Origin of the sequence: Paucibacter soli (assembly GCF_037482845.1) — a bacterium.
Lineage (GTDB): Bacteria > Pseudomonadota > Gammaproteobacteria > Burkholderiales > Burkholderiaceae_C > Paucibacter_B > Paucibacter_B soli.
The window spans coordinates 58,925-71,669 of sequence record NZ_JBBHJW010000009.1 but is presented as its reverse complement, the minus strand read 5'-3'; the positions used below and the strand labels follow the sequence as shown (position 1 = coordinate 71,669).

Sequence of the window (12,745 nt, the reverse complement as noted above, 5' to 3'; positions counted from 1 at the left end):
GCTGCGTTCGAGATGTTTCCTCATGGAGGCCTTCGAAGATAACGTGGAAAATTCGTGACAGTTACCCTGATAGCTTGAAAGCGTTTGCAAGATTGTTGAGCAGATCACCAAACGCCAGAAGAATGTGGACGAAGTAGATTTGCAAGAAGATACATAACGGAATAAATGATCGCGTTATGTGGCAACCCAATATGGGCCATTGGCGCCAGAGCATGCTGACGCCTTAGCCTGAGAGGGCTCAGTCTGAAAGCCAATGATGGCAAAAGCTTGGGGTCCCCCAAGCATGGAGCCCGAGCATAGAGATCAGAGCGCTCCGAGCCTTTGCCGGGTCTTTGGTGGTGAAGCCAATTGATCCTTTGGCGCCTCGATCAATCGATCTTGGATCTGATGCTTTAGCGAGGCGGCCAGCAATCGAGCTGCGGCTTTCTCCTGATCCTCTGGAGGCGCCTTGAAGATCGAGTCGCGGCCGAAGTGTGTTCTGGCCAGATCGATCAGGCATTGACCATCCTGCCCCACAGTAGAGGCACCATGCAGCACTAGGTGCTCGGCAGTGTGGATATTGCCGTTCAGGATGGCGCCTGCCAGGGCGAGCTCGCCATCGAGGGCCTGGTCGACGTCGATGATCCCGGTGTCGACGTATGCCTTGAAAACCCTGGCCATCGTGTCGACCGAGCGGTCATTCCAGAACGCGTTGATGAACTTCCGGATCGCGAGGTGAGGACGCCCCTTCTTAAGGCAATCGACACCGACGTTGGCGAGGTCAATGCAGTCCTGGGCAACCCTCTCGAGATCATCACGCCGCGACTCGGGTTCCCGGGTCAATTCCCAGAGCACGATGAAGTGCTCGCCGTGGATGTGCTCCGGCTCCATGTCATCCAGGCGCTGCAGGTCCTTCAGCGGGTCGTTCATGATGAACTTGCGAGTTGGAGCCGTAGTGGCAGTCGCGATCACATCCCCGCGCGCCGCCGTGGCGCAGATGCTGCCGATGGGGTGGAGACCGAGTCCTGTCCAGGCCCCGACGCCAATGCCAGCTGAATCCGCCAGCTCATGATGGCTTCGTTGATCCTAGCATGCGCGTGAACCAGGTCGCCCCATTGGCGCCTCGCGTACAGCTCAAAGCCAACTTGGTGAGGATCGGTGGCGCCATCGAGGGCACCTGGCAACAAGTGCCCGGCGAAGTCCGTCACCGCCACGGCGCCGGCACGCACCAGCGCCAGGGTCGCCTCAAAGTTGCGATTATTCATGGCTGCCACTAGCGGCAGCAGGCCGTGGTTCTCTTCGTAATCGACTGGCTTGCGGTTGAAGTAGTCGAGCTTCATGACCATGGGCTCGTCGAGCTTGAGCACGCCAGCGTCGATGTACTCACGCATCAATGCAGCCGTCTCGTCGCGGTGATCGAAGTTCCATCGGATCCCGACGAAGGTGATCGCCGCGCCGGCGTCTGAGCTGTTTGCGACGCACTGCCGACCAGCGGATCGGGTCAGGTGTCGGAGAGGTTGCTTTGGACATCACAACACCCTCTTGCGCCGGAGTGGCGCTGTAGCCGCCACCTCGACCGATTCCGAAGCTGCAACCGGCGCCGTCAATCCTTCCAGCTGCCGACGCAGAATGATCTCGGTGAACCTAGCCAGGGATTCCGGGGCGCTTGCGAATTGGCTTCGTGCGAAGGCGTCGAAGGCCTCTCCTGGCCGAGGCTCGCCGGTGCCGAAATCTGTCAGGACGGCGTCAAATTTGGTCACATCCATTGCGCCAGACTCCAGGAGAACGCAGGTCGTTTCCGCATTCGTGCAGACCATCGCGAGCTCAAGGGGCATGAGCCTGTTGTAGGCAAAGCTTGGATCGCCTTCACTCAAGGTTAGAGGCGATTCCACTTTGATTAGACCGGCGGCGACGTAGTCCATCATCAACTGGCGCGTCTGCTCAGTTTTGGACTCGATCCAACGATGCTTCGAGAACAGAAGAGCAGCAATGCTGTCGCCAAAGTGATTCGTGCAGCGGTCGCCTCGCGCGATTGCGTAACGACATGCAGCGAGATCCTTGTGCTCGCCTGATTTCAGCCACTCGCGTAGCGCGTTTCCATGGGAAATGCCGGCCGTCCATGCCGTCACCAATGCCTTTGCGGCCTTGACTGTGGGTGAGGTGATGGGTGAGGTGATTACGACTAGTTCGGTGCTCACAGAACTCGGCTCCTGCGCCTGGCGGGTGCCGACGCTGCAGTTTCTGATTCCATGGATGCGTCCAGGCCCAGGGCCTGGACAGAATTCGATGTCTTGCTATCGATGATCTGGGACATCTGTGCTGCGGTGACCTTGGCCATGATCTCGCTGACGAACCGCCCACCCAGCAGCTTCGTATAGCGATCCAGGTCGAATTCGATGTCGGAAACTTTGATCGGGCCGTCGACTCCAGTCTCGCGAGTCAGAGCCCACTCGATGATCGCCTCTGGGTGGCGTTCCATCCGCTTGGCTGTCGATGTCATGCCCTCTCGGTAGTGCTTAATCAGCGACCCGTGCTCACTTGCCTGTGCGCACAAAGTGACGAGTTTCAGGAGCTGGTTGTTCGAGAGCAAAAACATCGGAAGCCGAAACTCCGGCTTCAGGATGCCATTGAGACCGGCTGCCAAGGACTCGATGGGTCGGGCCGGGAATCCAGCGACGCTACCAGGGCGAGTCGCGTTCACCGCAACCGCGGTCGCGGCCGCCTTGAAGATCATGATGAGAACGGGGTGCTGGTGCTTGGCATTCGACCAGGCCATGTCGGTCATCGCCAGGGCTTCGCCGCCTTGCATGAACCACTCGGCCCGGGCGTCGTCGCCGCCGGCGGCATCCTGGATCTTCTGGATGAGCTCGAGCATCTTGACGAAGCCGCGGAACTGGCGGTCGCACACAATCGATGCGACGCCGGCCGACTCTCCGAGTCGCTCCATGATGGTCTCGCCGACCATCTCCGGCCGGCCGAAGACAGCCAGCAAAGAGTGCGCTGCGGAAATTCTGTGGAAGCCCTTGCTGAACGCGAACTCCACGAGCTCAGCCTGCTGGTCATCGGGCACACCAAGGTTCTTGATGAAGCTGTGGCCAGGCAGAACATGGCGGTCGGCCAGGCGCTTCATCAACTGGGGGTCCAGCTCCACGCCTGAGGCCACCAGGTGCTTCAGCATCGAGCAGTTATCGCGGGTTGAAGAGCTGTAGACGAGAAGGTTCGGGTGCAAGAGATGCGGGTGCCAATCAAGCAGCTGATGGACTCGCTTGGAGATCGCCTCCCGGGACATCATCTCCACTGCAGTGCCGACGCCGCTGGATCCGATGCACCTGACGTTCAGGCTACCAAGCGCACTGAGCTCAATCAGAGCCATATTGGCATCGAAGGCAACCTCCTGTGCCAACGCCATCAGACCCGCTCGAGAGATCAAATCTTCGCCCGGGATGAAGTGGACAAACTGATCCGTGGTCTTGAGATTCGACGCCAATGAGTTGCTGCTTATCGAGACCAAAGATGTATGACCCTGACTCCAGTCAGGCTTGATTCCCAGGAAGGGTTTCGTGAGCCCATCGAGAAAGGCCGGAGTCAGTGTGTCGAATTTCGGGTCCATAGGCGCGTTCTCATCTCAGGATGAGATGACATGTTTGTGCATGAGTCGTCATTTAAAAAAGATGACGCGCCGATGCCAAAGCAGCAAGAAAGGCGACCAATTCGACAACTCCTTGAAAGCGCGAAGGTGACGCAAAGAGGAGTGCGAACAGGAAGATCTGACTATGTACAAGATAGCATATACACAGCGGATCGGCAAGTAACCGATGGATTGGACGATAGAGGGGCGATGAAGTAGGCGCTGTCAGACTCTTGGCTGATACTGCTTCTGCAGGGTGGAGGAAGCATCAATCTTCCAATTGAGGCCGCCGCTGGAAGAGCAGCTTCCAGCGTATATCAGTGATGCGCCAGATTGGACTGCGCCGAAGGCATTCAGCTTCACGGTGATCTTCGCCAACGAGGCGCTCACGCCATCGACTGAAATCGACTGTACTGCGGTCTTCGTCGCATACGAAGTAGGGGATCGAAGCTTCAACGAAGAATTCGTTGCGTTTGCCAGATACTTTCCCATACAAGCCTGGCCGAGCTCCATCTGCATTGGAACCACGGCATCGGTGGCTTCCGAAAGCTTCGAGCGCGTCACATAGTCGCGATAGGAAGGTAGCGCCACCGCCACCAGGATGCCGACCACGGCCAAGGCGATCAAGATTTCGATCAACGTGAAACCGCGGGACTCTTTTTGAATGGTCTTGTTCATGGGCGCATCTTCTTTGCTGTGGAATAGGGCTTGGGGCTGGTGACAATTTGCGTCGGTCCGTCACCGTGAATGTGGCGATTTGCGACCCACCTCATAGCCACCATGATCCCCTGGTAGTTCATGGCATATAGGCCGAAGTTGCGCGCAGGATTGACCTCCACCACTGCGACGTTGCCATTGACCAGGCAAAGGTCGAGCACAAAGGTCTCGGGGCCATGGGGAACGTCTGCGCCAGTCCCGTATTCGGCTTCCCGCAGGTCTTTAATGATCTGAGGAGAAGCCTTCAGGTACTGCTTGACGATCTCTGGATGAGAGTCGATCACACTGCACTTGCTTCCAAACGAGCCGCGACTGCGACGAGTTCGGGTGTCGAAATGGAAACCTCCATTGTCCAGAGGGGTGAACTCCTCTATGCAACCTGCGCCCCCAACGAGATAGCCGGAGACAACGACCATGCGGTACTCGTGCTCCATGACCACATGAGACTGCACAATGAAGGCGCCCATCTTTCCGGCGTGCGCAACCAGTGCCCAATCAAACTTCTCGTAGAGCTCGTCGTGTATCTGGAGGTCAGTTTTCCCCTTGAGAGCGATGATCCCGATCCCCGCCTTGGTTTCGCGGAGCTTCACCACGGCCGACTCATGACCAGCGTCGCGCATGCGTGCGAGCGCGACACGCAGCTCGCATTCAGGATCGACGCCTCCTTCGCCATCGTCGTAGGCGCACAGTTCAACGTGGCGGCCGGCATGCTTCAGGAAACCAGAGTTGGCAGCATAGTTCTCTGCCAGGCGGTAGTCATTTTTCACTGTGGAACCAGGAATGTGTGCCATCACAACCCCAAACGGCGTCGGCGCGAAGCCAACGGCATCGAACCATCGCCTTGCGAATCAGGCGCATCCCCAATCGAGACGCGCTCGTCACCCTCGACAAGGACCCCGAGTTGACCCAGATGCCAAAGATGGCCCTGCATCAGCCTCTGCATGATGAGCGAATGAGCGACCGTGCCGGCGAGATTCCCAATGCCTTGATTGCCGGGATCGTGCTTCACCAGGATCTCAGCCAGCGCCGGGCAAGTGGGCTAATTCTCAAACTCCTGCACCAGGCGAGGAAAGCTCCAGTGGGGCTTTTCACCAAGACCAAGACTATCCCGGTCCTGCTGAACACACGTCTTATCAGCGTTCATGGACGCATATGCTCTCGTGGGATTGGTGGCGGGGTTGGTCGAGCTTGTGAATCAGGACCGCTTGGAACCATCACGGGTGCCTCCGCGTACGTGGCCGCGGCTGGGCATGTCGAACCGCGGGCATCGGATGAGCAATTGCACTCCTGATCTGATCCGGATGGAATGCGACCCATTGATCTGCAGTCTTGTCGCCATCAGCGATGCCGACGATATGAGCCCCGTCGTACCCTTCCAGCTTCGCCTTAGCGAGTGCCTTTCGCATGACATCGAAGCTGTGGCTATTGTTCGCTCGAAACACATCCTCAGGACCAAGTCGCTTTGGATTCTTGATCGACAGATAGACAGGGATCACGCCTGGCTGCAGGTCCTCATCGTCGTGATCTAGGCCCCGAACATCCGGATCTGCGAAATGGCTGGCCACCGCGTGGCTCGTGCTGAAGAAGGCCCCGCCTTCGTAGGCGTTCTCCGCACTGATGTCGAACTCATCGAACTCAGCAAAAAGGGTCCCGTGGAAGACCATCAGTGGATTGCCGGCGGCATCAACCACCCGGCTGCCGCAAAACCAGGCCAGTTCATCCAGACCTTTGCCAGCGATGCTCACGTCCGCGGTCCACGCTTTTTGGTTGATGCCGAAGAATCCGCCAAACTATTGCTGACTGTGATTCGATCACCCAGCGCGTCAAAGAGCGAAGTGACCAAGCCTTCCTGGAGCATCTTTGCCCAGTAGTCGAAGCTAGAAGAGTCGGGCTCACCCGGGTCATGAACCTCAAGGACGCCGTTGCCGTATTCCTTCAGGGCCTGAAGTGCTGCACGAGTCCGGCCGGTGCCGTCGCCAGTCCAGCCGTAGATCGCCGAGGATCCGCCGCGCACAGCCACAACATCGGCAATGACGCCAGGCAGTTCGAGCTCGCCGTGCAACTCCTCTGCGGCAAACATCGCATCGAAGAGTGCTTTGTCCGACACATTCTCCTGTGCCAGCTCGCTTATGACCGCGCCGCCAGGCGCTTCCGAGCGCGCCAGCGCGGTCTCCCGATTCGCCGCAGTAGGTCGTACGCTGTCCGAGTCGAAGATGACCGGCCGGCCATCCAGAAGTCCTACGTTGTCCGCCCCTTGATCGCCCCACTCGTATCCGCGCATTGCCAGACTGTGCGCCAGCGCCTCGACGTGCATGGGGGTGATCCCGACAACGACCACCAACGGCAACACCTCATAACGAAGGTCCCCGATCTTGCCAACGTACTCCGCCTGCAGGACCTCATCGAGCTTGTCGCGCCGCGGCAGGTCGCCAAGGCCCAGGCGGATCACCTTGCTGCCGGAGCCGAGCACCACGGAAGATGCGCCAGCCCCGATGATTTGGAACTTCTCGAGTTCTCCTAGATCCAGGCGTTGCAGTTCGTTCTCCAGGCCGCCCAGGTACTGGGAATCCAGGATGTCTCGGGCAACTGGGTCCTGGACGTCGCCAACCAGGCGCGTCGAGCGGGTCGCACCCCTCAGGATTCCCCTGAGCAACGCACCCGATGGTGGCTGAGTCCGGTGAATGATCGAGTAGCCACCGCTCGCGGTGACCACCTCGAAGGGAGACTTTGTCGTACTGGTAGGTCCAGCCACCACAAAGACAGAGTGCGGCGCCTTGAGTTCCTTGAACTTGGCAGCCAAGAAATCGGCATAGGCAATCGCCGCATCCTTGTCACGCATTCCGCGAAAGACACTGGAGCTAAGAGCAAGGCGTCCAGGCTGAGATGTTGGCGCGTCATAGACGACGGCCCACTCGTCAATACGGTGCGACCGAAACGGTGCGACAACTTCAGAGGGAGATACGTTCGTGCCCATATGGATGCTGGATGCTGGATGTCGGTGTCGGTTCCAAGCTCAGAGGCCAATTCGTCGCCGGGCAGGTCTTTGTTGGAATCACCCGGGAGGGCGTACTGGAGTATGTGAACAATGAGACTGCGTATAGGATATCACATACGAATATGGCACCGAGTGTGCGCTACTGCACGATGTGGCGCGAGAATTGACTTCAATGAACAATGAAATCAACTCATGCCCGCCCGTTATGAAGTCATGATGCAACGTCAATACTTTGGACATGAGGCGTGTATGTGATATCTTGCCGAAGTACCGTATCGAGTCACTTTGCTCGCATGAGCCATAGCTGAAGTGAAGTGAGCAGGCTGGCAGCAGGGAGGGGTGGAAGAGCCTCGTGGCGCGGCCATTTAGAACTTTTGCCTATACCTGATACCACCAACTTTCGGAGCACCCTCCAGATCATGGAATTCATCTTCAACCCCCTCCAAGCCATTGCTCGCGGCTTGTGGCACACACTCAGCGGCCGAACGGCCAATCTCGAAGCCTTGTCTGCGTACGCCAAGACAATGCAAGCCTTGCCCCCAGGGTTTGACGGCATGACCGCAGCCCTGGCCAATGTCTTCCCGTGGCACCACGTCGGCAACGCAAACGCCAACTTGTTGCTGTGGCAACCGGACGGCTTTGGCGGCATGGTCGCGTCACGCCAGAGTCCTGCGCAGTTCGCCGTGACCCGCCAGGAACGCGTCGGCCACGTTGAACTCAGCATCCGCGAGGTCCAGGGCCTGTCCGCATCGAAGAGCCCAATCGAGAACTTCCCCGAGCTCGACGCTTTCGCTACAGCCCACTGCACGGACCTGCTAAGCGACGTCACTCCGCAAGCGGCACGCGCGCTGCTCAGCAAGGGCAACGTCCGACTCTGGGTCGAAGGCCTCGAGCCCAAAGCGCCGCCAGACAACTTCGTCTGGCACCAGTGGGATGAGCGCTTCTTCTTCAGCAACTGCGACGGCAGTCACCACTTTGCCGCGGCACGATGGATTGCCCTGCAGACCCGCACCGACATCAAGGTTGGTGCTCAACTGACCATGCACACCATCAACATGGCAGCGGTCATCAACCTGGTCAACCAGTACGACATTTTCTTCGTTGGCTTTCCCGAGCCAGCCGACGATTCCGATGCCCTGGTCAGCTGCCGCGCGCCGGAGACGGAACTGCACGAGCTCATGAGTCGCCTGCAGACGCCATGGGCTTATCTGAGCCTGCCCTGGAGTGCTCCTGACGGCTTCCTGCTCATCCTGCCCAAGGCCTTCGAACGCTCCCGCGAAGTCGCTCAGGTGTTGCGCAGCGCTGGTCTGACCGATGCTGGCCACCTGCTCTCGGTTGCGGCCCTGAACCAGGTGCCAATGTTCCCGTCGGCATTGGCACAGGCCGCCTGACCCGGTTGCGCAGCCAGCCTCGCCCTTCAGGCCGCGGCGCATGTGAGTCCAGGCCCGCACATGCGGGCCTTTTCGTTGGCAACGATTAAGTCCAGAAATGAATCTGCCGACGGGGCCCAGACGTGTTGGTGTCCTGGTTCCACTCAAAGATGAGGAACGTGACAATCTCGTTGCGCGAAATAGGGATCTTTTTGGAGAAGTCAATTTGGTGGTTGCCAAACCCCCCCCCGCGTCAGAATAGTTGTCGTCCCCATTTTCCAGCGGGTGACCCGCATCGGAACGACAAGTACACATGCAGAAATTGAGAAGAACGCCTGAGTTCAAAGAGCAGGCGCTGAGCAAAGCCAGGCAGCGCGGATCGCGTACGCTGGACGACGTTGCGGCAGAGCTGAACATGCCGCTGCACACCCTCAAGGGCTGGCTCAAGGAGTCGCGCAAGGGCAAAGCTGAGGTCGTGATGCCCAGCAGCCTCCCGCAAAGCCTGCCGGCCCGCCAATGGAGCGCCGCCGAGCGCTTGTTGGCGCTGCAGGAGAGCCACGGCCTCAGCGGGGAGGCCTTGCACGCCTGGTGCCGCGAGAAGGGCTTGTTCGAGCACCAGCTGACGGCCTGGCGCGAAGCCTTTTGCAGCGGCCCTGAGCCAGAGACGGCCCAGGAACGGCGCGAGGCCAAGGCCGAGCTCAAGGTCCTGCAAGGCAGGCACGAGGTGCTGCAGCGCGAGCTGCGCAGAAAGGAGCGCGCCCTGGCCGAGGCGGCAGCGCTGCTGGTGCTGCAAAAAAAGTTCCAAGCGCTGTTGGGGGACGAGGACTGATGACTTGCACCCAACAGCGCCAGACTCTGCTGGGGCTGATTCACGAAGCCTGCGCGGCCGGCGCGAGGCTGGATTCGGCCTGCGCCCAGATCGGCTTGTCCGCGCGCACCGTGCAGCGCTGGCAGCGCCCCGAAGGCCAAGGCGGGGATCGCCGCGTGGCGGGCCTGCACGAGCGAGCGGAGCCCGCCAACAAGCTCAGCCAAGCCGAGCGCAAGACCGCCATGGCGGTGCTCAACGGCGACGAGTTCAAGAACCTGCCACCCAGCCAGATCGTGCCCCGCCTGGCCGACCAGGGCCGCTACATCGCCAGCGAATCGACGCTGTACAGGCTGCTGCATCAGGCCGGCCAGATGCACCATCGCCGGCTGGAGCGCACGCCGCAAAAGCGCAGCAGACCGCGCGCGCTGACGGCGACACGGCCCGAGCAGATCTTTTGCTGGGACATCACCTATTTGCCCACCTGCGTGCGCGGCATCCACTTCTATCTGTACCTGTTCGTCGATCTCTTCAGCCGCAAGATCGTGGGCTGGCAGGTGTTTGACTGCGAGAGCGCGGAGCTGGCGGCGGGGCTGCTGCAGGACATCTGCGCCAGACACGGCATCGCCGCTGGTCAGCTCGTGGTGCACTCGGACAACGGCTCCCCGATGAAGGGCGAAACCATGCTGGCGACCATGCAGCGCCTGGGCGTGGCGCCCAGCCGCAGCCGCCCCTCGGTGAGCAATGACAACCCCTATTCGGAGTCCCTGTTCCGCACCCTGAAGTACCGCCCGGAGCTGCCCGTCAAACCGTTCGAAGACCTGCTGCAAGCGCGCCGCTGGGCCACAGCACTCGTGCGCTGGTACAACGAAGAGCACCTATACAAGTCGTGTGCTAGAGCCCAGTTTGTGATATCCCTACAGCCAGTGCGTTCGGAACGAGAAATTGCATCGAGATTCGCATTCGGTCGCGAATAGAGTTGCCACAGCAAATGAGCATCCCACCTGAAGTATTGAAGTTCAACGAGTGGCCCATCTGGCGGCGCTGGGTGGGGCTGCCCGACTTCTCGGCGCGCCAACGAATCCTTGCTTGGGGAAAGCTGGATGGGCTGCTTCCTGGTCCGTGGCAGAAGCCTCTATCGATGGACCCCTGGCTGCCGCGCGCTGGCATCTTTGGGGAGTCGGTTCTGCGCCTGGATCTCCTGGCTCACTGCGGATCCTGGGATCGAAATTCAACGGTCGCGAGCATCTCAAGCGGCCAACTGAAGTGCAGCGAACTGTCGAGTTCGCTGGTGAAGACAAGGATCCTCCCCAACTTCCAGTGCGACATTCTTGATGTCGACGGAATCGCGGCCAGCAAGTCTGCTGAACTACCCTTCAAAGACGTCGATGAGTTCGGGTGCTACTTCGCAGAGGAGCAAGGGGCATCAGTTGACACAAGGGGCCTGGAAATGATGCTTCGGCATCCTGAGATCAGGGTCATCCATGCACCTGGCATCGACCAGTTTCATGTTTCGATGTGGGATGGAAGACTCTTTCTATCCAACGCAGGCGGGTCCCATCACTTTGCTGGAGCGGCCTACATCGCCAGACGACTGGGCGCAGTGGTCCCGCTCGCCGCAGATGTAGTTGTCTCGTACCTCAATGTGCCGCTCTGGAATCAACTTCTCGACAGCTACGAAATTGTTCAGGTACCGACATGGATCTCGAGGCAAGCCATGTCCTGCGTGTCGAAGATTCTTGGCGAATGCCTGATGCTCACGGTTCCAGAACGATTTGGCGACGGCCCATTGTTGTTCATTCCAAGGAACGGTAGTGCCTCAGGTGTCATCAAGAGCAGGCTGGCGGCCCATGGGTGCTTGCCGCTTTCGCAGTTCATCAGCGACCTCATCCGCGCGCAAGAAGAGTGCGAGAGAAGCATGCTGAGAAACAAGCCCACGCTTGCACAAGCCCTGAAAGAACTGGGCGCCGGTGAAATCACGTGTGGCCTCTTGCCCCAAGACGCCGTTGGAAATTTCCTCCCCAGCCAAACAATGCCATGACGACAAAGATCGACGACTTCGTCCAGGCCCTGCAGGCGCTGCCACGCCTGCCTGGCGTCTTCAACCCCTGGCGGGATATCGACCCGGTTCACGATCTCGGCCCGCGGTCACCGGCCGCTCGCGCTGACCACTTGCACCGCTACCTCACCGAGCGCGCCGGCCGCGCCAAGCTGATGCTCATCGCTGAGGCTCTGGGCTACCAGGGAGGGCATTTCTCCGGGATCGCCATGACCAGCGAGCGCATCCTGCTGGGCAACCTGGCCAAGGCCGGCATCAACGCCGAGGACGTGATCGCCGGCGGCGGCCAGCGCACCAGCCAGGTGACCAAGAAGACCCCCGCGCTGGGCGCCAACGAGCCCACAGCCACCATCGTCTGGGGTGCATTGAAGCAGTCTGGCATCGACACGCGAGATGTCGCACTCTGGAACGCCTTTGCCCCGGACCCGATGAAAGCTGATGGAGCCTGGCTCACCAACCGGAAGCCGACCAAACAGGAGCTGCAGATCGGGCTCCCGCTGCTCGAGCAGTTCATGGACCTCTTCCCAAGCGGCCGTGTCGTGGCAATCGGCAAGGTGTCGGAGGAGATCCTGGGCGAGCTGCGCGTGCGAGTCCAGGCCCAGGTCAGGCATCCAGCTAATGGTGGCGCCAAAGCATTCAGAGAAGGGGTGTCGAAGCTCTTGGGGTGATTGCGTCCGACTTGGCGCAGCGTACAATATACCCATTTCGCTTCGCGTCCGGCCAGGCTGTCGAGCTCGCCGGCTGATAGCTGGCTCGCGCATCAATGAGATTTCACAATGCACGAGACGCAAGCATGAGCACCAACCCCAAACTGGAAGCCGCCTTTGAGGCGGCCTGGAACTCCGACCCCAAGGCCCTGGGTGAACTGATCGGCAGCCTGTCGCCGGAAGAGCTGAATGCCTCCGCCAACGAGCAGAGCCTTCACTACAAGGCCCTTCAGAGCTTCATGATCCGGATCATGTGCGAGTCTGACGCCAGGCACGTCAAAGACGCGCTCGTCTGGCATGCTTCAGCTTCAATGCGCACGCTGCAAGGGTGCTTGTGCGCGCCGGCGCCGATGAAGCCCTGGCGATTGCTGGAACTGGGTTCAAGGACATCGTCAGCTATGCAAGGTTCATCTCGTACGAGCACATCAGCAATAGCGCGGCGAGGGCAGAACGTGTTGCATCAGCCATCTCGGAGGAGCTGATGC

15 protein-coding genes are annotated in these 12,745 nt (G+C 59.7%); 6 read left to right on the top strand and 9 right to left on the bottom strand.

Annotation, left to right across the window (positions count from 1 at the left end; all coding sequences use genetic code 11):
• Positions 1 to 303: 303 nt before the first annotated feature.
• The 9 genes from WG898_RS18305 to WG898_RS18265 form a co-directional block, all read right to left on the bottom strand.
• Positions 304 to 909 carry a hypothetical protein gene (locus tag WG898_RS18305; RefSeq protein ID WP_339604246.1) on the bottom strand — a complete coding sequence of 202 codons (606 nt, stop codon included), beginning with the start codon at positions 907 to 909 and terminating at the stop codon, positions 304 to 306.
• A 38-nt stretch (positions 910 to 947) separates the two neighbouring features.
• On the bottom strand, positions 948 to 1,370 hold the full coding sequence (locus WG898_RS18300) for a hypothetical protein (protein ID WP_339604245.1): 423 nt from the start codon (positions 1,368 to 1,370) through the stop codon (positions 948 to 950).
• A gap of 138 nt (positions 1,371 to 1,508) precedes the next feature.
• A complete protein-coding gene (locus tag WG898_RS18295) occupies positions 1,509 to 2,177 on the bottom strand; it encodes a hypothetical protein (protein WP_339604244.1) in 669 nt (222 codons plus the stop codon).
• Positions 2,174 to 3,589: a hypothetical protein gene (locus tag WG898_RS18290; RefSeq protein WP_339604243.1), complete on the bottom strand. Its 1,416-nt coding sequence runs from the start codon at positions 3,587 to 3,589 to the stop codon at positions 2,174 to 2,176. Before WG898_RS18290 ends, WG898_RS18295 begins: the two co-directional genes overlap by 4 nt.
• Before the next feature lie 243 nt (positions 3,590 to 3,832).
• On the bottom strand, positions 3,833 to 4,285 hold the full coding sequence (locus WG898_RS18285; RefSeq protein WP_339604242.1) for a type IV pilin protein: 453 nt from the start codon (positions 4,283 to 4,285) through the stop codon (positions 3,833 to 3,835).
• Entirely contained in the window at positions 4,282 to 5,115 is an 834-nt protein-coding gene (locus WG898_RS18280) for a hypothetical protein (protein WP_339604241.1), read from the bottom strand. The genes WG898_RS18285 and WG898_RS18280 overlap by 4 nt, the downstream gene beginning before the upstream one ends.
• Positions 5,115 to 5,333, bottom strand: a complete 219-nt coding sequence (locus WG898_RS18275) for a hypothetical protein (protein WP_339604240.1) — start codon at positions 5,331 to 5,333, stop codon at positions 5,115 to 5,117. The genes WG898_RS18280 and WG898_RS18275 overlap by 1 nt, the downstream gene beginning before the upstream one ends.
• A 205-nt stretch (positions 5,334 to 5,538) precedes the next feature.
• Positions 5,539 to 6,069 carry an ADP-ribosyltransferase-containing protein gene (locus WG898_RS18270; RefSeq protein WP_339604239.1) on the bottom strand — a complete coding sequence of 177 codons (531 nt, stop codon included), beginning with the start codon at positions 6,067 to 6,069 and terminating at the stop codon, positions 5,539 to 5,541.
• The gene (locus WG898_RS18265) at positions 6,066 to 7,298 is read right to left on the bottom strand and encodes a hypothetical protein (protein WP_339604238.1); all 1,233 of its coding nucleotides are present in this window, start codon (positions 7,296 to 7,298) and stop codon (positions 6,066 to 6,068) included. The genes WG898_RS18270 and WG898_RS18265 overlap by 4 nt, the downstream gene beginning before the upstream one ends.
• A 440-nt stretch (positions 7,299 to 7,738) precedes the next feature.
• Between WG898_RS18265 and WG898_RS18260 the strand changes: the two genes are divergently transcribed.
• The 6 genes from WG898_RS18260 (at position 7,739) to WG898_RS18235 (ending at position 12,742) form a co-directional block, all read left to right on the top strand.
• On the top strand, positions 7,739 to 8,710 hold the full coding sequence (locus WG898_RS18260) for a DUF6685 family protein (protein ID WP_339604237.1): 972 nt from the start codon (positions 7,739 to 7,741) through the stop codon (positions 8,708 to 8,710).
• A 394-nt stretch (positions 8,711 to 9,104) separates the two neighbouring features.
• Positions 9,105 to 9,518, top strand: coding sequence for a transposase (locus WG898_RS18255; protein ID WP_339604236.1), 414 nt, complete (start codon positions 9,105 to 9,107; stop codon positions 9,516 to 9,518).
• Positions 9,518 to 10,471 carry an IS3 family transposase gene (locus tag WG898_RS18250; RefSeq protein WP_339604235.1) on the top strand — a complete coding sequence of 318 codons (954 nt, stop codon included), beginning with the start codon at positions 9,518 to 9,520 and terminating at the stop codon, positions 10,469 to 10,471. Before WG898_RS18255 ends, WG898_RS18250 begins: the two co-directional genes overlap by 1 nt.
• 14 nt (positions 10,472 to 10,485) lie before the next feature.
• Complete coding sequence (locus tag WG898_RS18245; RefSeq protein ID WP_339604234.1) at positions 10,486 to 11,535, top strand: DUF6685 family protein; 1,050 nt, start codon at positions 10,486 to 10,488, stop codon at positions 11,533 to 11,535.
• Positions 11,532 to 12,221, top strand: coding sequence for a uracil-DNA glycosylase (locus WG898_RS18240; RefSeq protein ID WP_339604233.1), 690 nt, complete (start codon positions 11,532 to 11,534; stop codon positions 12,219 to 12,221). The genes WG898_RS18245 and WG898_RS18240 overlap by 4 nt, the downstream gene beginning before the upstream one ends.
• A gap of 125 nt (positions 12,222 to 12,346) precedes the next feature.
• On the top strand, positions 12,347 to 12,742 hold the full coding sequence (locus WG898_RS18235; protein WP_339604232.1) for a hypothetical protein: 396 nt from the start codon (positions 12,347 to 12,349) through the stop codon (positions 12,740 to 12,742).
• The last annotated feature ends 3 nt before the right edge of the window (positions 12,743 to 12,745 follow it).